Source organism: Micromonospora sp. NPDC004704, from assembly GCF_053601675.1.
The window spans coordinates 345759-363391 of the sequence record NZ_JBSGCD010000002.1 but is presented as its reverse complement, the minus strand read 5'-3'; the positions used below and the strand labels follow the sequence as shown (position 1 = coordinate 363391).

At 70.7% G+C, this 17633-nt stretch carries 21 protein-coding genes and 1 tRNA gene; 10 read left to right on the top strand and 12 right to left on the bottom strand.

The genetic code is table 11. The features are described 5' to 3' along the window. The first annotated feature begins 107 nt into the window (after positions 1 to 107). From ACWEFB_RS03930 to ACWEFB_RS03920, 3 genes are read left to right on the top strand one after another with little or no spacing between them, the layout of a single operon-like run. Positions 108 to 626 carry a MauE/DoxX family redox-associated membrane protein gene (locus tag ACWEFB_RS03930; RefSeq protein ID WP_452281967.1) on the top strand — a complete coding sequence of 173 codons (519 nt, stop codon included), beginning with the start codon at positions 108 to 110 and terminating at the stop codon, positions 624 to 626. Beyond that, a complete protein-coding gene (locus ACWEFB_RS03925; protein WP_452281965.1) occupies positions 619 to 1440 on the top strand; it encodes a DsbA family protein in 822 nt (273 codons plus the stop codon). Before ACWEFB_RS03930 ends, ACWEFB_RS03925 begins: the two co-directional genes overlap by 8 nt. Then, a complete protein-coding gene (locus tag ACWEFB_RS03920; RefSeq protein WP_452281963.1) occupies positions 1437 to 2567 on the top strand; it encodes a hypothetical protein in 1131 nt (376 codons plus the stop codon). The genes ACWEFB_RS03925 and ACWEFB_RS03920 overlap by 4 nt, the downstream gene beginning before the upstream one ends. Here the strand turns inward: ACWEFB_RS03920 and ACWEFB_RS03915 are convergent. From ACWEFB_RS03915 to ACWEFB_RS03900, 4 genes are all read right to left on the bottom strand, one after another. Next, entirely contained in the window at positions 2528 to 3301 is a 774-nt protein-coding gene (locus ACWEFB_RS03915) for an energy-coupling factor ABC transporter ATP-binding protein (RefSeq protein WP_452281961.1), read from the bottom strand. The two genes, ACWEFB_RS03920 and ACWEFB_RS03915, sit on opposite strands and share 40 nt — an antisense overlap. Before the next feature lie 73 nt (positions 3302 to 3374). After that, a complete protein-coding gene (gene cbiQ / locus ACWEFB_RS03910) occupies positions 3375 to 4145 on the bottom strand; it encodes a cobalt ECF transporter T component CbiQ (RefSeq protein ID WP_452281959.1) in 771 nt (256 codons plus the stop codon). Next, complete coding sequence (locus tag ACWEFB_RS03905; RefSeq protein WP_452281957.1) at positions 4146 to 4568, bottom strand: PDGLE domain-containing protein; 423 nt, start codon at positions 4566 to 4568, stop codon at positions 4146 to 4148. Continuing rightward, positions 4565 to 5281 carry an energy-coupling factor ABC transporter permease gene (locus tag ACWEFB_RS03900; RefSeq protein ID WP_452281955.1) on the bottom strand — a complete coding sequence of 239 codons (717 nt, stop codon included), beginning with the start codon at positions 5279 to 5281 and terminating at the stop codon, positions 4565 to 4567. The genes ACWEFB_RS03905 and ACWEFB_RS03900 overlap by 4 nt, the downstream gene beginning before the upstream one ends. 143 nt (positions 5282 to 5424) lie before the next feature. On the opposite strand from ACWEFB_RS03900, the gene bcp reads away from it, so the two are divergent. Beyond that, positions 5425 to 5898 carry a thioredoxin-dependent thiol peroxidase gene (bcp, locus tag ACWEFB_RS03895; RefSeq protein WP_326560653.1) on the top strand — a complete coding sequence of 158 codons (474 nt, stop codon included), beginning with the start codon at positions 5425 to 5427 and terminating at the stop codon, positions 5896 to 5898. 90 nt (positions 5899 to 5988) lie between these two features. Beyond that, positions 5989 to 6072, top strand: a tRNA-Leu gene (locus ACWEFB_RS03890). 121 nt (positions 6073 to 6193) lie between these two features. Here the strand turns inward: ACWEFB_RS03890 and ACWEFB_RS03885 are convergent. Further along, positions 6194 to 6946, bottom strand: a complete 753-nt coding sequence (locus tag ACWEFB_RS03885; RefSeq protein WP_452281952.1) for a GntR family transcriptional regulator — start codon at positions 6944 to 6946, stop codon at positions 6194 to 6196. Positions 6947 to 7584: 638 nt separating this feature from the next. On the opposite strand from ACWEFB_RS03885, the gene ACWEFB_RS03880 reads away from it, so the two are divergent. Continuing rightward, complete coding sequence (locus ACWEFB_RS03880) at positions 7585 to 7857, top strand: hypothetical protein (protein ID WP_452281950.1); 273 nt, start codon at positions 7585 to 7587, stop codon at positions 7855 to 7857. A gap of 172 nt (positions 7858 to 8029) precedes the next feature. Continuing rightward, positions 8030 to 8293, top strand: a complete 264-nt coding sequence (locus tag ACWEFB_RS03875; RefSeq protein ID WP_452281948.1) for a hypothetical protein — start codon at positions 8030 to 8032, stop codon at positions 8291 to 8293. Between the two features lie 59 nt (positions 8294 to 8352). On the opposite strand, the gene ACWEFB_RS03870 is transcribed toward ACWEFB_RS03875, so the two are convergent. Together ACWEFB_RS03870 and ACWEFB_RS03865 are read right to left on the bottom strand one after the other, a co-directional pair. Then, positions 8353 to 8940 (bottom strand): TetR family transcriptional regulator, encoded by a 588-nt coding sequence (locus tag ACWEFB_RS03870; RefSeq protein ID WP_452281946.1) that lies wholly within the window; start codon positions 8938 to 8940, stop codon positions 8353 to 8355. 10 nt (positions 8941 to 8950) lie between these two features. After that, entirely contained in the window at positions 8951 to 9946 is a 996-nt protein-coding gene (locus tag ACWEFB_RS03865; protein ID WP_452281944.1) for an aldo/keto reductase, read from the bottom strand. Positions 9947 to 10107: 161 nt separating this feature from the next. Between ACWEFB_RS03865 and ACWEFB_RS03860 the strand changes: the two genes are divergently transcribed. After that, positions 10108 to 10629, top strand: coding sequence for an N-acetyltransferase family protein (locus ACWEFB_RS03860; RefSeq protein WP_452282120.1), 522 nt, complete (start codon positions 10108 to 10110; stop codon positions 10627 to 10629). A gap of 120 nt (positions 10630 to 10749) precedes the next feature. Next, positions 10750 to 11388: a flavin reductase family protein gene (locus ACWEFB_RS03855; protein ID WP_452281942.1), complete on the top strand. Its 639-nt coding sequence runs from the start codon at positions 10750 to 10752 to the stop codon at positions 11386 to 11388. 56 nt (positions 11389 to 11444) lie between these two features. Here the strand turns inward: ACWEFB_RS03855 and ACWEFB_RS03850 are convergent, their stop codons facing one another. Next, a complete protein-coding gene (locus tag ACWEFB_RS03850; RefSeq protein ID WP_452281940.1) occupies positions 11445 to 12626 on the bottom strand; it encodes a low temperature requirement protein A in 1182 nt (393 codons plus the stop codon). 154 nt (positions 12627 to 12780) lie between these two features. On the opposite strand from ACWEFB_RS03850, the gene ACWEFB_RS03845 reads away from it, so the two are divergent. Continuing rightward, positions 12781 to 14028: a serine hydrolase domain-containing protein gene (locus tag ACWEFB_RS03845; protein ID WP_452281938.1), complete on the top strand. Its 1248-nt coding sequence runs from the start codon at positions 12781 to 12783 to the stop codon at positions 14026 to 14028. 82 nt (positions 14029 to 14110) lie between these two features. On the opposite strand, the gene ACWEFB_RS03840 is transcribed toward ACWEFB_RS03845, so the two are convergent. The 4 genes from ACWEFB_RS03840 to ACWEFB_RS03825 form a co-directional block, all read right to left on the bottom strand. Further along, positions 14111 to 14749, bottom strand: a complete 639-nt coding sequence (locus ACWEFB_RS03840; protein ID WP_452281936.1) for a class I SAM-dependent methyltransferase — start codon at positions 14747 to 14749, stop codon at positions 14111 to 14113. 156 nt (positions 14750 to 14905) lie between these two features. After that, positions 14906 to 15880, bottom strand: coding sequence for an expansin EXLX1 family cellulose-binding protein (locus tag ACWEFB_RS03835; RefSeq protein WP_452281934.1), 975 nt, complete (start codon positions 15878 to 15880; stop codon positions 14906 to 14908). A gap of 64 nt (positions 15881 to 15944) precedes the next feature. Then, positions 15945 to 16790, bottom strand: a complete 846-nt coding sequence (locus tag ACWEFB_RS03830; RefSeq protein WP_452281932.1) for an MOSC domain-containing protein — start codon at positions 16788 to 16790, stop codon at positions 15945 to 15947. A gap of 44 nt (positions 16791 to 16834) precedes the next feature. Next, on the bottom strand, positions 16835 to 17617 hold the full coding sequence (locus tag ACWEFB_RS03825) for a class I SAM-dependent methyltransferase (protein ID WP_452281930.1): 783 nt from the start codon (positions 17615 to 17617) through the stop codon (positions 16835 to 16837). Positions 17618 to 17633 lie beyond the last annotated feature (16 nt).

Below are 17633 nucleotides of genomic sequence, written 5' to 3'. Positions count from 1 at the left end.
GGATCAACCGGAAGGGCTGTCGGGAGATCGGCTGGGAGGTTCCTGGGCGCTGCTGGGACTTGGCTGTGAAGCGGAACCGCCCGGCAGGGTCCGGCGACTAAGGAGCCATGACCATGGTGACCTCAGCACGCGCGCGTTGGGATCCCGTCCAACCGTGGCTCGGGCTGGCCGTACGCCTCGGCTTGGCGGCGGTGTGGTTCTGGGCCGGCAGCACGAAAGTCGGTGACCTGGCCGCCGCCGGCCGGGCCGTGAACGCGTACCAGATCTTCTCCTTCGACGTGTCCAGGGTGATCGGGGCGGCACAGCCGTTCGTCGAGATCGCCCTCGGCGTACTCCTGCTCCTCGGGCTGGCCACCCGACTGGCCGCCGGTGTCTCCGCGCTCCTGCTGGTGCTGTTCATCGCGGGGATCGCCTCGGCCTGGGCCCGTGGCCTGGCGATCGACTGCGGGTGCTTCAGCGAGGGCGGGCCGCTGGCCGTCGGCCAGACCCCGAGTTACCTGCCCGAGATCCTCCGGGACATCGGGTTCCTGATCATGGCGGCGTTCCTGCTGCGCTGGCCGCGCAGCCCATTGTCGATCGACCGGTGGATGGCCGGCGGGCAGCGTCTGGAGGACGAGGATGAGTAGCCCACGGGGGCCGGGCCGCCAAGGCGGTTCGGGACGCAGGCCGGACAAGGCCCAGCAGGGCCCGCAGAAGGCACAGGGACCACAGAAGGCACAGAAGGGACAGAAGGCGGCGCAGAAGAAGAGTTCCGCCCGGGTGGTCCGCGAGCAACTGGCCCGTGAGCGCCGCCGCCGACGCACGATCTGGACCTCGCTGATCGCGGTCGCGGTGCTGGTGATCGCCGGTCTGATCGGCTGGAGCGTCTTCGCCAGCCAGCCTTCGACCAGCGACTTCACCGCGCCGGCCAACGCCACCGCCGACGGCAACGCGATCGTGGTCGGCAACGGGCCGGTCACCATCGACATCTACGAGGACTTCATCTGCCCGTTCTGCGGCCAGTTCGAGAAGTCCACCGGCAGCACGCTCGACCAGCTCGTCAGCGAGAACAAGGTGAAGCTCCAGTTCCACCCGGTCGCGTACCTCGACCGGGCCTCCTCCACCAACTACTCGACCCGGTCGTCCGCCGCCTCCGGCTGCGCGGCCAACGAGGGCAAATACCGGGAGTACGCCGAAGCGCTGTTCAACCGGCAGCCGGCCGAGGGCAGTGCCGGACTGAGCGACGACGAGCTGATCAGCATCGGGACCTCGGTCGGGCTGGACGGGGGCACCTTCGGGTCCTGCGTACGTGACGGTACGTTCAAGCCGTGGACCGCGCATGTGACCGAGGCGGCGAGCCGGGCGAACATCAACAGCACGCCGACCGTACTCGTCAACGGCAAGGGCGTGAACCCGAACGCGGACGCCCTCAACGCGGCAGTGGCAGCGGCCACGAAGTGATCCGTCGACTGCTCACCGTGTGCGCCGCCGGCCTGCTCGGCGCGCTCGCGGTGGGCAGTCCGGCGCTCGCCCACGGTGCGGACGCCCCGGACGGCACCGACTACCGGACCTCGGTCACCGCGCTCGCCCCGGCCCTGCCCGGCCTCACCGTACGGGCGGTCGAGGCGGGCGCCCGGCTGGAGCTGACCAACCGGACCGGCCGGACCGTCGAGGTCCTCGGCTATGCCGGCGAGCCCTACCTCGAGGTCCGCCCCGACGGGGTGTACGAGAACCGGAACTCCCCCGCGACGTACCTGAACCGGACCCTGGACGGGGACACCGAACCGCCGGCCGGGACCGACCCGACCCTGCCGCCGTCCTGGCAGCGGATCGGCACCGAACCGGTGGCCCGGTGGCACGACCAGCGCACCCACTGGCTGGAGGAGGCCCCACCGGAGCAGGTACGCGCCGACCCGGACCGGACGCACCGGATCCGGGACTGGACGGTCCCGTTGCGCGACGGTGTCACCCCGATCGAGCTGCACGGGACCCTGGACTGGTTGCCGCCGCCGAGCCCCGGACCGTGGTGGTTGGTGAGCCTGGTCGGCGCGCTCGCCCTCGGCACGCTCGGCCTGCTGCCGGCCGGTACGCGTACCGGTCGCCTGGTGACGGCAACGCTGGCCGGGGGCTTCGCCCTGGCCGGGGCGGGTGCGGTTGCCTTCGCGGTGGCCCGCGAGATCGACGCCGGGGCGGACGGGCTGGGCGGGGTGACGCAGGGCCTGCTCGCCGGGCAGATCTGGCCGCTGCTCACCGGACTCGGTGCGCTCGCCGCCGGGGCGTACGCGTTGGCGAGGCGCCCGGCCGCCGACTTCGCCCTGGCCCTGTCCGGGGCCTGCCTCGCCCTGTTCGCCGGGGTCGCGAACGCGGCGGTGTTCGGCCGGTCGGTGGCCCCGGTGCCCTGGCCGGGGACGTCGGCGCGGGTCCTGGTCGCGGCCGTGATCGTGATCGGGGTCGGCGGCACGCTGGCCGGTGTGCTCCGGCTGCGCGCGGTGGAACGCGACGCCCCCGGCGCCGGTGGCGTCGTGCACCGGGACGCGGCGGCGGGCGATCAGCCTCGGGCGGCTGCCGCGACGGGGTCGAATCCGTAGGGCAGTTCGAGCCGGTGCCGGGCCAGCAGGTCGGCGTCGGCGAGCACCTCGGCCGTGCCGCCGTCGGCGACGATCCGGCCACCGTCGAGGATCACCGCCCGGTCGCAGAGCTCCAACGCGTACGGCAGGTCGTGGGTGACCATCAGCAGGGTCACCGGCAGTTCGCGCAGGATCTCGGCCAGTTCCCGGCGGGCGGCCGGATCGAGGTTGGACGACGGCTCGTCGAGCACCAGGATCTCCGGGTGCATGGCGAGTACGGTGGCCACCGCGACCCGGCGACGCTGGCCGAACGACAGGTGGTGCGGTGCCCGGTCCCGGTGCTCGCTCATCCCGACCGCGGTCAGTGCCTCGTCGACCCGGGTGGCCAGTTCGGCACCGCGCAGCCCGAGGTTGGCCGGGCCGAACGCCACGTCCTCCGCGACGGTGGGCAGGAAAAGCTGGTCGTCGGGGTCCTGGAAGACGATGCCGACCCGGCGACGGATCTCGCCCAGGGTGGCCCGGTCCCGGTCCACGGTCAGCCCACCGACGGTGACGGTTCCCTGCGCCGCGGCGAGGATCCCGTTCAGGTGCAGCACCAGCGTGGTCTTGCCCGCGCCGTTCGGCCCGAGCAGGGCCACCCTGTCCCCCTTGGGCACGGTCAGGTCGACCCCGTGCAGGGCGACGTGACCGTCGGGGTAGGCGAAGCGCACGCCGCGTACGTCCAGCGAGGGGGCGGTTTCCACAGCATCGATCATGACAGCCTCGTACTGGTGGCGTCGACGCTGGTCAGGCCGGTGCGGGCGGTGCCCGTCCGGCCACCGGTGCGGCTCATCCGAGGACCAGGGCGGTGACGGCGATGCCGGCGGCGGCGAGCGGTACGGCCGCACCGGCGACCCAGTGCCCGGCGGTCGCGGCTCCGGTGGACTGCCACACCGCCGGCATCCGTCCGTCGTAGCCACGGGCGAGCATCGCCAGGTAGACCCGCTCGCCGCGTTCGTACGCGCGGAGGAAGAGCGCGCCGATCCCGGCCGCGAAGCCCCGCAACTGCCAGAGGAAACGTGGGTCGTCGCCACGGGAGAGTCGGGCGACCCGCATCCGCCGGGCCTCCCCGGCCAGCACGTCGAGGTAGCGGAGCATGAAGGTGGCGATCTGGGTGAGGACCTGCGGGCAGTGCAGCCGGTCCAGGCCGAGGATCAGGTCCCGCATGGTGGTGGTCCCGGCCAGCAAGAGCGAGGCGAGTACGCCGAGGGTGCCCTTGGCAAGGATGTTCCAGCCGCCGTACAGGCCGTCGACGGAGAGGCTCAGGCCGAGCCAGCTCACCCGCTCGCCGTGGCCGAGAAACGGCAGCGCGAAGGCGAAGAAGACGAACGGCAGCTCGATCAGTGATCGTTTGAGCAACCAACCGGGGCCGATCCGGGCCAGCGCCGCCACCACGACCACCAGTACGGCGTACCCGCCGAACGCCCAGAGCGCGTGTCTCGGGGTGGCGACCACGGCGATGCTGAAGGCCACCATCGCCGTGATCTTCACCTCGGGGGCGAGCCGGTGCACGGGCGAGTCGCCCTCCCGGTAGAGCACGTGCGCGTGCCCGGCGCCCATCTACTTCGCCGCTTCCGAGCCGGCCGGAACGCCGGTCACGGCGGTCGCGTCGGCGGTGTCGCCGGTTCCGGCGGGTCCGCTCGTGGCGGTGCCCCGGCGGCGGGTCAGCCAGAACAGGCCACCGCCGAGGGCGAAGGTGATCAGCACCCCGGCCACCCCGGACAACCCGGTGGACAGGTACGAGTTCCGCACGCCCTGCACCCCGTAGTCGGCCAGCGGGCTGTCTGCCAGCTCGTGGTCCTTGGTCTGCTGTGCCGGGCAGCTCCCGCCGGTGATGTTGTCGTCTGCGTCGAAGGTGCAGCCCTCACGCAGCGAGGAGTCCAGCCCGTCCGGGTGGGACGAGGCGAAGTTGCTGACCACCCCGGCGAGCAGCAGGGCGACCAGCAGCCCGCCGACGAGGAAAGCCCAGTTCCGCTGTTTCATCGCGTACCTCCGGCGATCGGGTCGGCCAGGACCGGCACCGGCCGCAGGCCGCGCAGGGCGTAGACGAGGTCGGGTCGTACCTTGGCGACGGTGACCACGGTGGTGGCGGTGATCAGGCCCTCGCCGATGCCGATCAGGAGGTGGGCGCCGGCCATGGTGGCTGCCAGCCCACCGAGCGAGTCACCGAGGTCGGTGGTCCCGCCGAGCCAGTACTGCAGGATGAAGCCCTGCGAGGCGACCACGACGCTGATCATGGCGGAGACGAACCCGGTCACCGCCAACCCGGCCGGCGTACGCGGCAGGACCCGGAGCAGGAGCGCGATCAGCAGGTAACCGACGGCCGTACCGAGGATCGCCATGTTGGTGATGTTCAGCCCGATCATCGCCACGCCGCCGTCGCTGAAGACCAGCGCCTGGACGACCAGCACCACCGACACGCAGAGCGCGCCGACCCACGGCCCGACCAGGATCGCGGCGAGCGCGCCGCCGAGCAGGTGTCCGCTGACCCCGGCGGTGAAGATGGGGAAGTTCAGCATCTGGACGGCGAAGATGAACGCGGCCACCAGGCCGGCCATCGGCGCCAGCCGGTCGTCTAGGTCGCGCCGGGCGCGGATCACGCAGAACGTGAGCACCACCAGCGCGAACGCCGCGAAGATCGCGGCTACGGGACCGTCGATGATCCCGTTCGAGATGTGCATCGCGATGGACTGCACTGATTCCTCCCCACCCGCGGCGTGAAGGTCCGTGCCGGCGGGATCGCAGCGTATTTGCCAACGTGCCCTTGTTGCCAACATCTTGCAACAACTACTGACACCGATCAAGATCGTGCCTGCTGGCGGGGGTAATGTCACGCCCCATGACGGGTTCTCGCCTCGCGCCGGGCGATTCGGCGCCAGAATTCACCCTCCCGACCGACGACGGCAAGACCCTTGCCCTCAAGGAGCTACGCGGTCGGAAGGTCGTGCTGTACGCGTACCCGGCCGCGATGACACCGGGCTGCACCAAGCAGGCCTGCGACTTCCGCGACTCGCTCGCCTCGCTCCAGGCCGCCGGGTACGAGGTGGTCGGCATCTCCCCCGACCAGCCCGCCAAGCTGGCGAAGTTCCGCGAGCGCGACGCGATCACGTTCCCGCTCGTCTCCGACGCCGACAAGGCGGTGCTGACCGCGTACGGCGCGTACGGCGAGAAGCAGCTCTACGGCAAGACGGTCACTGGCGTGATCCGCTCCACCTTCGTGATCGACGCCGACGGGCTGATCGAGCGTGCCCTCTACAACGTGAAGGCGACCGGCCACGTGGCCAAGCTCCGCCGCGACCTCGGCCTGGACTGATCTTCCCGCGCGACGGTCCGGTCGGCCGATCCCGGTACGCCGGACGTACGTGCGCGCGGCTGCCACCGAGGCTCTAGACTCGTACCGCCAGCGGGAGTGGTGTAATGGCAGCCACGCAGGATTTAGGTTCCTGTGCCTTCGGGCGTGGGGGTTCGAGTCCCCCCTCCCGCACCAGGTTCGTCCTCGATCTTGCACTTGTGGCGCCTGAATCAAGGCACTCATCCCGATTTGCCAACGACCACAAGTGCAAGATCGTTTGCGATACCCGGTGTGCGGCGGCCGGTGGCGGGGGCGGTCAGAGTACGGGCACCCGGTACACCAGCTCGTAGCGACCGCGCGGCAGCACGATCGTGGCCGTCTCCACCGGCACACCGTCCGCGTAGTACGTCCGCACAATGACCCAGACGGGTGCCGAGGACGGGGTCAGGTCGAGCGCCTCCGCTTCATCCGGGAGTGCCGGGCGGTCCGTGAGCCGCTCCTCAAACTCGTCGATCCGCACCCCGATCGAGTCCATCCGGGCCACCACACCAACCGCGGCACCGTCCTCCGGCCACTCGACCGGGGTGCCCGCGGTAATGGCGAGCGGCTCCCACGAGGTGGAGAGTTGGATCGGATCGCCGTCGGCAGCAAACCGGTACGAGGTTCGCATCACCGGTGCGCCGGGTTCGATGGCGAGCCGCTGGGCGATCAGGTCATCGGCGACGTCGTGCCGGCTGTCGTGGTCCCACGTCGGGGTGCGTTCAGCCCGCTCGGCGTCTCGGGCGAACGGGGAGGTCGGCCCGTCTGCGGTCCGCATGTTGCGGCCGTGGGCGTAGCGGATGAGGCGGCTGCCGTCGCGCACGTAGACCCCGGACCCGGCCCGGCCAATGACGAGGCCCTCGCCCTTGAGGGTGGCGATGGCCCACTTCGCGACACTGCGACTGATGTCGTGGGCGGCCATGAGCTTGGTTTCGCTGGGCAGCTTCGCGCCGGGCGGCAGTTCGCCGGTGAGGATTTGGGTGCGCAGGATGGCGGCGAGCTGTAGGTACGCGGGTGTGGTTTTGGGCATGGTGATACCTCCGGTCAGCCCGACCAGTCGATCACAGCTCGACCCCTAAAGCTAGTACGCCAAGTTTGGCGCGGCCTATTGCCAGAGCCTACCTAGTCGACTAGCTTTTGAACTGATCCCGTCACCGCCCGACTCCGGCCAGCAACCAAGATGAGCGGTGGCGGGATCCCTGGTCGGGCGCCGGTCCAGCCTCCCGTGGCTTGCCCGGCGCCCCGGGGCGCGGCGGCGGTAGTGGCGTCGCTCGCGCCCCACCTACTGGAGGTGGGCGATGGCAGCGATCAACAGCACCCGACGGAAGTGGTTCCTGGACCCCGACCCCGAGCCGGTCGAGCAGGTGAATCCCGGTCCGGCACCGGCACGGGTCGAGCCGGCCCGCTCGGTGGATCCGCGTCCGGCTCTGGTGGCGGGGACTGTGAGGGTCGGAAGGGCCTACCGGTCGGATCCGGGGACCCGACGCCGGCTCAACTCTCGGCAAGCGGCCTGGTGGGGGGCGTCATGAGCGACGCCGCGCAGATGATCCGGGACGCGCTCCGGATCGTGGCGCAGCACCGAGACAGTACGTGCGCGCAATGCGAGGACGACGGAACCTGTCCGGCCCTTGACTGGGCGCGGGGGCTCGTCGCGACGCCGGGTGAGTGGTGACCGGCCTACGCGGCGGGGTGCCCGCTGGCGCGCTTCTGCACCTCCAGCCGGGAGAGTGGTACGTCAGCGGACACCTTGCCTCGGAGGAGACCACGATCCGGGTGGTCGCCGTCGACCGCGCGGACCCGCGTACCCGCGACGGCGAGCAGGAAGTGTGGGTGTCCGCCCACTGGTCGACGTGCACCGACCCGGATCGGACCGGGCACCTGCCGTGCTTCGGCAACTACGTACGCGTCACCGCGATCGTGCGGGAGGCGTCTGCCGGATGAGCCGGATGGACGAACCACTCACCGCAGCGGCGATTCGGATGGCGGTCGATCTGACGTTGCGTCAGCACCAGCCGGGTCCGCACCCGTGGCAGCCGGGAACATGCCGGCAGTGCACCCCGGACGGGTGCGCGCAGCTCGCGTGGGCGGTTCAGGTAAGGCGACGCGAGGTCACGTGCGGCGAGTCGCCGGGAAGGACAGGTGCGGCTCCCTGACCGAGCCGGACCGGCCCCCGCTGAAGAAGGTCACGGTCAACCTCGGCCCGCGCGCGGTTGACGCCCTGGACGCGGCCTGCACACGGACCGGGGACACGAAGACGGACACGATCAACCGGGCGCTGGTCGTGCACAACCTGGTGCTGGGGCTGGTGGAGCACTGCGGCGGGAGCCTCGCCGTGCGGCACCCGGACGGCGGAACCGAGCGAATTCACCTGCTGTGAGCCTGGAGCGAGTCTGAACGAAGCGGCGTGGTCCACACCTTCGTCGTACCCGTCGCTCGTCAGTCGCGGCGACGCAGGCCGTCGAGGAGCAGGTCGCAGACTGCTTCCAGGGCGTCGGCGATCCCAGGCTCGCCCCACTCGGCCGCGTGCGCGGGATGGTGCCAGCGGGCGGTCGCCTGGAGCACCGCCCGCGCCGTACGGTCCACGTCGGAGATGCTGAAGTCCCCGTCGGCCACCCCGTCACCGATGATCACGGCGAGTTGCCGGATCAGGTCGTCCACGTGCGCGGACACCACCGTCGAAGCCTCGTTGACCAGCACCATGTAGGTGGCGAACAGCTCCGGATCGTCCAGCGCCTTGCCGCGCTTCTCGGCGGCGAGCGTGGTGACCCAGGCGCGCAGCCGCTGTGGGGCGGGCAGGTCGGCGGTGGTCAGCGCGGGCAGCGGGGCGTGCGCCCGGTCGAGCCAGCGCTCGGCGACCGCCTCGCGCAGCGCCGCCTTGCTGGCGAAGTGCCGGTAGACGCTGCCGTGGCTGACGCCCAGGACGCGGGCGACGTCGACCACGGTCGTCTTGGCGGGGCCGAAGCGGCGGAGGACGTCCTCCGCCGCTTCGAGGATCTGCCCGGAGGTCAGAGTGGTGTCGGCCATGGGCACCATCTCACCGTTCGCTGTCGAGGTGGGTCATGTAGGGGGTGGCATAACGGGTCCCGGCGGCCGACCCGGCCGGTACGGCCCGCTCGATCGCGGCCAGGTCGTCCGGGGTCAGTTTCAGGTCCAGCGCACCGAGCGACTCGGCCAGCCGGTCCCGCTGACGGGCGCCGACCAGGGGCACGATGTCCGTACCCTGGGCGAGCACCCAGGCGATGGAGACCTGGGCGACGGTGGCTCCCCGGGCCTGCGCGACCTCCCGCAGCGACTCGACCAGGCGCAGGTTGGCGGTCAGGTTGTCGCCGCTGAACCGGGGCACGGTGTTGCGGAAGTCGCCGGGGGTCAGTTCCCGGTCGGCGGTCCAGCGGCCACTGAGCAGGCCACGGGCGAGGACGCCGTACGCGGTCACGCCGATGCCGAGTTCGCGTACGGTCGGCAGGATCTCCGCCTCGATGCCCCGTGAGATCAGCGAGTACTCGATCTGGAGGTCGCTGATCGGGTGCACCGCGTGGGCCCGCCGGATGCTGTCGGCGCCGACCTCGGAGAGGCCGATGTGGCGTACGTGTCCCTTCTCGACCTGCTCGGCGATGGCGCCGATGGTCTCCTCGATCGGCACGTTCGGGTCGACCCGGGTGAGCCGGTAGACGTCGATGTGGTCGGTGCCGAGCCGGCGCAGCGAGTACGCGAGGAAGTTGCGTACCGCCTCGGGGCGACCGTCGAGCCCGTTCCACCCCAGGTCGGGGTCGCGCAGCCCGCCGAACTTGACGCTGATGTTGACGTCGTCACGGTCGCGTTCGTGCAGCGCCCGGCCGATCAGCATCTCGTTGTGGCCCATGCCGTAGAAGTCGCCGGTGTCGAGCAGGGAGATGCCGGCGTCGAGGGCGGCGTGGATGGTGCTGATGCTCTCCGTCTCGTCGGCCGGGCCGTAGAGGTCGGACATGCCCATGGTGCCGAGGCCGAGGGCGGAGACGGTCGGTCCGGTGTTGCCGAGTTTGCGAGTTTCCATGATTGGTTCTTCTCCTCGTCGAGGGTCAACTCGGTTCGGACTCAAGTATGGGTCGACAACTGACAGATTTCAACTTCTGTCAGCCCACTGCGGCTGTTACCGTCGTCACCATGGTCGAGCGCCGGCCGGGTACGCGGCACGGAACCGGCGAAGATGACCCGGTGACCCTCCGCTTCGTGCTCGATCCCGAGCTGACCGCAGCGCTCCGGCAACGGCTCGTCACGCTCTGGACGGAGGTGACCAACGCCGGAGGTGCCGTCGGTTTTGTCGCCCCGGTCACCGAGGAGCAGGTCCTGCCCGTGGCTGAGGACGCCTTCGCCGGCATCGACACCGGAACGGACCGGCTGCTGGTCGGGTACGCGGACACGGGCGAACCGGTCGCCTTCCTGATCTTCGCGTCGAACCGGTTCGCGCTCAAGGAGCATTGGCGCGTACTCAAGCGGGTGATGGTGCACCCCGACCGGCAGGGCACCGGGTACGGCGCGGCGCTGATGGGCGAGGCCGAACGGCTCGGCCGCAAGCTGGGCCTGGAGGCGCTCCAGGTGACCGTCCGGGGCGGGCTGAACCTGGAACGGTTCTACGAGCGCTGCGGATACCGCGAGGTCGGTCGCCTGCCCGGTGCGCTGCGACTCGCCCCGGACGACGACCGGGACGAGATCCTGATGTGGCTGCCACTGGTCTGACCGGGCCGAACGCCAGGTCCGATCGCCGCCAGCGGCCGGCGGCACGGGCGCGGAGAGTGGTTCATGGCCCGCGCGGCGACGCGTGGACCAGGTCCCACCGACTCCGCGAAAGGCCAGACCATGCACGTTGTCCCCGGGCTCAAGGTGCTCTATTTCGGCACCCCCGTGGTGCTGATCAGCTCCCGTAATCCCGACGGCAGCACCAACCTGGCACCGATGTCGTCGGCCTGGTGGCTGGGCCGGTCCGCCATGCTCGGCCTCGGCAACAGCGGACAGACGACGGCGAACCTGCTCCGCGAGCGGGAGTGCGTACTCAACCTGCCGTCGTCGTCGATGGTCGACGCGGTCGACCGGATCGCGCTCACCACCGGCACACCCATGGTGCCCGAGCACAAGCGCGAGCAGGGGTACCGGTACGAGCCGGACAAGTTCGCCCTGGCCGGGCTGACCGAACAGCCGTCGGAGCTGGTCGCGCCGCCTCGGGTCGCCCAGTGTCCGATCCAGCTCGAATGCCGGGTGATCGAGGCGTACCCCTTCGGCCCCACCCCCGACTGCACCGCGTTCCAGGTCGAGGTGCTCCGCGCGCACGTCGAGGAGAGCCTGGTCATCCCCGGTACGCAGCACGTCGACCCGATCGGCTGGGATCCACTGATCATGAAGTTCTGCGAGTTCTTCGGCGGCGGCGACAACGTACACCCGTCCCGGCTGGCCGACGGCTGGAACATGCCGCACCAGCTTGCCCGTACCGCCGCCGGCTGAGCGGCGGGCAGGGCCGATCCCACGGCCACGGAGGGCCGCCGCAAACTTCACGACGGTCAGGTGGCCGGTGCGGGTCGCTCGGGCGGCCGACCGTGGGCGCGGCGGGCGTCGAAGACGGCGACCACCGCCAGCACGAGAGTCGAGGCGGCGGCGGTCGCCACCGGTGGAAGGTAGAGCGCGGCGCCCGCGACGACGGCCAACAGGATGATCGCGACCCACCGTGGCCGGGACACCCGACCGAAGATCACGTATTCGAACGCGGCACGTCCGGCCAGGAAGAGGGCCGGGCCGCCCGCGATGCCGGCGGTCCACCCCGGCTCGGGGTCGCCGTCCGGGTGTTCGAGGATGACCGTGAAGCCCACGGCGGTCAGGAGGATGCCGGCCACCATGACCATGTGCGCGTACGAGGACCACTGGCTCAACCGGTGCGGACGCGTGGAAGCCGCGATGGCGGCACCGAGCTGCTCCCCAGCACGGTAGATGTAGAGCCGCCACATCAGCGCGGTGCTGGCGAACGCGAACACCAGCACCGTCGTACGGTGCAGCGTCAGGCCCTTGTGCCCGTCGGCGAAGGTCAGCCCCAGGATCAGGATGATCTCCCCGAGCGCGATGACGAGCACCTGCCGGTACCGCTCGGCGAGGTGGCTCTCCTGGATCGTCATCTCCCAGCCGGGTGCCTCCCCGAGTCCCGGGGCGGGCCATCGCAGGGCGGCCGAGACGTAGTCGATGATCAGCGCCGCCAACCAGAGCACCGCGCGCAACCAACCCTCCGCGAACGCTCCCGGGATCCAGAGCAGGGCGGAGCCGGTGAACCAGAAGGCCGCCCGGGTCGACCGCTGCCCGAGTTGGGTGCCCCACTCGGCGACGATGATGAAGACGTGCCGGGTGAGGTGGATCGTCACGTAGGTGAGGGCGAAGAGCAGCCCGTACCTGGTGAACGCCTGGGGCAGCACGATCGCCATCAGCAGGACGCCGAGCATCACGAGGATGACGTAGAGCTGTAGCAGCGGGTGTTGCGGGTCGAACTGGTCGGTCAACCACGCGGTCAGGACCCAGATCCACCACAGGGCCAGGAGCAGGACGAACGCCCTCAGCGCGCCACGCCAGGTCAGGTCGTCCACCAGCAGATGGGTGATCTGGGTGAGCGCGAAGACGTACACCAGGTCGTAGAAGAGTTCCAGGAACGCCGGCTGCATCGGGGTGTTGGGGCCGCGCAACAACCTGACGCCGGTGGTCACCGATTCATTCTCACGTTCCGTCCCCGGGTGGGTGACGTTATGAACGGATCGCCGGCTCAGCCGGACTCATGAACGGGACAGTCGACGCAGTCGGCCCATAAGAGTTGCAAAGCGCTACTACGGTCGAGCCCGGATCGTCCATCCGGGAGGAAACATGCGCAAACCACCACCACGCAAGCTGTCCCTGTTCTGGTTCGGCACCCTGGCCTCGGTCGTACTGGTCGGCGGGCTGGCGAGTCCCGTCGCAGCGGCCCGACCCGTACCCATCGAACGTCCGGGGCACGGCGACCTGCCGGTCGCGGCGCTCGACACCGCCCTCGCCGGGATCCACGCCGCCGGCATGATCGGTGTCTTCGCCGAGGTCCGCGACGGCCGGGCCACCTGGCGCGGCGCCAGCGGCATCGCCGACATCAACACCGGCCGACCGGTACGCCCCGACTACCGTCACCGGGTCGGCAGCGTCACCAAGACCTTCGTCGCCGCCACCGTCCTGCAACTCGTCGGTGAGGGCAGGATCTCGCTCGACGCGCCGGTCCGGCGCTACCTGCCCGGCCTGATGCCGGACGACACCGTGACCGTACGGATGCTGCTCGGCCACCGCAGCGGGATCGGCACCTACGACCAGGTCCTGTTCGCCACACCGGAGCTGGTCGAGGAGCACCGGAACACCACGTTCAGGCCCCACGAGCTGGCCCGGGTCGGGCTGGGCATGCCGGCGACGAATCCGCCCGGCGCGGCCTTCTCGTACTCGAACACCAACTACATCCTGGCCGGGTTGATCGTGGAGCGGGTCACCGGCCGCCCCGCCGCCGAGGAGGTCAGCCGCCGGATCCTGCGCCCCCTGGGCCTGCGCGACACCTACTTCCCCGGCACCGACCCGCGCATCACCGGCCCGCACAGCCGGGGCTACGTCCCCTGGTACGAGGGCGAGCTGCGGGACTTCACCGTCTACAACATGTCCTGGGGGTACACGGCCGGTGAGCTGATCTCGACCACCGCCGACCTGGACACCTTCTACCGCGCGCTGCTCGGCGGCCGACTGCTGCGCCCCGCCGAACAGGCCGACCTGCTGCGCTTCCTGCCGACCCCGACCGGACTGGGCTACGGGCTCGGCCTGCTGTCGCTCCCGCTGTCCTGCGGTGACGCGTACGGGCACGACGGCCAGGTGTTCGGCTACACCACGCTCTCGCTGCACTCCCCCGACGGCAGACGACAGGTGAGCGTGGCGCAGAACGCCAGCCACTACCAGTACGCCGGAGACCCGATCAGCGCGGCGCTCTTCCAGTTCCTCGACACGGCCCTCTGCGGTCCACAGAGCACCGACGCCGCCCGTACCGCCACGGCCCGGACCTTGCCTCTCACCCCGGCACCGGGACTCCTGCCGCCCACCCGGCTTTCCTAATCCTGTCCCTCCCTCCGATCCAGGGCAAGTTGTCGTCAACGGGCGCTACCTGCCCTGGATCGTTGGCGGGGTGGGGGCAGGTTCAGTCCGATTTGCGGGCTAACAGAAATGCCGCCTGCTTTCTGGGCTGCACCTGGGTCGGCTCCCAGACCGTCGTGAGGACAACCTGGAATCCGGCCTCGGTCAGCATCTCCGTGACGGTCTCCGGGCGACGGTAGTAGAGGACCAGGTCGACGTCGTAGCCCCACGCCTCGGCGAAGTGCTTCGGAGCGTCGCCCATCTGGAACAACAGCATCAGCGGTGCTCCCGGGACCAGCACCCGGTGGAACTCGGCCAGCACGCCCGGCAACTCCTGGTCGGGGATGTGGATGGTCGAGTACCAGGCGTTGAGGCCGGACAGGCTCCGGTCGGGGTGGTCGAGCCCGGTCATCGAGCCGACCTCGAACCGCAGCTCCGGGTAGTTGGTCCGGGCCTGCTCGACCATCCCGGGCGACAGGTCGACCCCGAACACGTCGAGCCCCTGCTCGCGCAGGAACGCCGTCACGTGCCCCGGCCCGCACCCCACGTCAGCGGTCGGCCCGGACGCCAGCTCCGCGAAGAGGGTCAGCTGGCTCCGCAGCACCGGCTGCCCAGCCAGCTCGTCCGCGAACCGGGCGGAATACCCCGCGGCCACAAAGTCATACGAGGAACGGGTGGAGTCGAGGAAGGCCAGATCGCTCATGACTCGAAACCTATCCGCCCCCTCCCGCCCCCCGAAGACCCATGCCACACAGCAGCCACCCCTCAACTTCGCGGAAGACCCGTGATCGCGAAGAGTTCGGCTCGCCATAGCCGGCCAAACTCTCCGCGATCACGGATGGGGGCCCGGCGGGGGGTTTCAGCAGCGGGAGTTGTTGGCCGGGTCGGGGCCGGCGAGGGCTTCGAGGGTTGCCGCCGGGCTGGTCGGGGCCGCCGGGGTGGGCGACGGCGGGGTCGGGGTGGGCGCGGTCGGGGCCGCGCTCACGGTCGGGGCCGGTGGGGCCGAGGGCGAGGAGCCGGGCGTACGGGCGGCGCTGGGCGGCGTACCTGCTCCGGAGAGGGAGACCGTGCTGCGTTGGAGCTGCTCCGGGGCCATCCGGATGTTGGTGGCGGTCGTCTGGTGCCCGTACACGTCGGTGACCCTGATGCTGTACGGCCCGGCGCCCATTCCACCGTCGATGATCCAGTAGTTGTAGTCCTGGCGGGCCGCCGCGCGGAACCCGCCGGTGGTTCCCTTCGCCTCGACCGAGCGGAGCGGGTTGCCGTGGTTGCCCACCTGCACCGCGAACCACCACTGGGAGGCGCCGTCCTTCATCCGGAAGGTGAGCCCTCCGTTGACCGGTGGGTCGACCACCGCCCGGTACGTCACCGGCACCACACCCTGCGCCCGGTCGCCGATCCGGGCGAACGCCTCCTCGGAGAGGTCGATGTGACCGGGTGCGCAACCGGCGCACTGGTCCATGACCACCACCCGGACCTTGCCCTTCGGACCGGTCACGTCGAGGTAGCCGCCGCAGGCCGCCGCCTTGGCGTACTCCGACGGGCCGAGTGCGACGTAGAGCCGGTCGGCCGGGACGCTCGGGAACGAGCAGTTGCCGCCGGACCGGCCCGCGTCATAGAAGCTGGCCTTTCCCTTGTGGACGGTGCTGCCGGTCGGTGGCGCAGCGCAGGCCGGGGAGGCGCCGGAGCGTACGGCGAGGGTGATGCCGAGCACGGCGGCGAGTACGGCGACACCTGCACCGGTCAACCAGTGCCCGATCCGTCGGTTCGACCGGCGTGTGCCGGTGTCGTCGGCCGGGGTGCCGTTCTCTGAGGCCGTGCCGGGTGCAGTCACGGCCTCCGATGTTGCCGCACCACCTCCACCCGCGCAACAGCCCGTGCCGGATGCGCCCGACCGGTCAGCCGAGCACCTCCACGGTGTCGCCCACGGTGACCGTGCGGTCCCCGCCGGAGGATCCGCCCGGAGTGGCCTCCACCGTCATCTGGAGGCCGAAGAGGAGCTTCTGGCCGATGTTCCGCCGTCTGGCGAGCATCCGTAGCGGTTCCTGCCCCCGCTCCCCGGTCTCCTGGTCGATGGTCGCGACCAGGCAGCGGCCACACTCGGCGGCGCCGTGGAAGATCGCCCCGCCGATCCGGATCCGCCGGCCGACCCACTCCCCCTCGGCCCACGGCGCGGCACCACTGATCACCAGGTTGGGACGGAACCTGCTCAGCGGCAGCGGCCCCTCGACACTGCCCGACTCCACCAGCCAGTCGTTGAACGCGTCCAGTGACGCGGTGTTGACCAGCAGCAGCGGAGTGCCGTCGGCGAAGCTCACCTCGGCCCCGGAACCGGGCGAAACCGACCAGGGAACAAGGTTGCGGGCCGGATCACCGAGCCAGACCAGCCGGACCGCGCGTCCCAACAGTCGGTGGAGCCACTCGTCGGCCTCGGCACCCGCGGCGCGTACGGGCGAGGGCGGCCGACCCCGGAAGACCCGGACCTCGATCGCCTCGCCGCCGGATGGTTCGGCCAGGTCGAGCGCGGCCAGCCCCGGTGCGGACAGGGTCAGCCCTCCGGGCCGGGACACCGCCCGCAGCGTCACCAGTTCCCGGTGCTGGCGCTGGGTGAGGCCGATCCCGTGTTCGTCCACGACGAGCCAGCGCCGGTCGCCGTCCAGGCCCCACGGCTCGACCCGGGCCGTGTCGCGGTCCATCCGGCGGCAGCCCTTCACCGGGTACGTGTGAATCGAGACCACTCGCATTCGGCCAGGATCGCACGCCGTCGGGGACCGACGGGTGCCTCGGACTACCAGGCGACTCCGATGCCGTCGCCGGGGAACCAGTGCCGGGCCGGGGTTTCCCGGTAGGCGAGGAACCGGCGGCCGGTGCGCTCGGCGTGCTCGGCGAGCACGTTGGTGACCGTGACGTTGTCGGTGAGCAGCATCGCCTCGGCCGCCAGTTTCGGCTCGACCGCCTCGAACTCGTTGCGTTCGTGTCCGGCGCTGTGGTCGCTGTCGTGCAGGAACAGGTCGACCGGTCGGTCGAGTTCCCGGATCGAGGCGATCGAGTCGCCGATGACCAGGTCGACCACCTCGGACCAGGGTTCGACCCGGGCCAGGTAACCGGCCTCGGGGTTGATGTCCAGCGAGGTGACCCGGCCGGGATGTCCCTCGGCGGTGTTGCGCAGCAGGGCGGAGGCGAGTACGCAGGTGCCGAGCCCCTTGTCCACCCCGGTCTCGACGACGTGTGCCGGTCGGGTCGCGCGGACGATCGCGTACCAGCCGATCCGGCGGGCGTAGCGGACGTGCCGGTCGGCCAGTCCCCGGCGCGCCGAGGCGGCCGTGGTCCGCTCGATGTGCTGCCGGAGCGTGGCGTCGGACTCGATCTCGGCCAGGTAGTCCCGGATCTGCTTGACCGGGGTGTCGGTGATGACGCTGACGAACCAGGCGAGGTGGTCGCGGCTGAGCCGGGTCAGGTCGTACGTGTAGTTGTGGTGTTCACGCGAGGTGAGCAGCCAGCGGGCGGAGACGCCGAGCACCCGGGCGTCGTGCCGGGCCACCCGGAGCAACCGTTTCGGAAAGGCCGCCACGGGGGCGAGCGGAGTA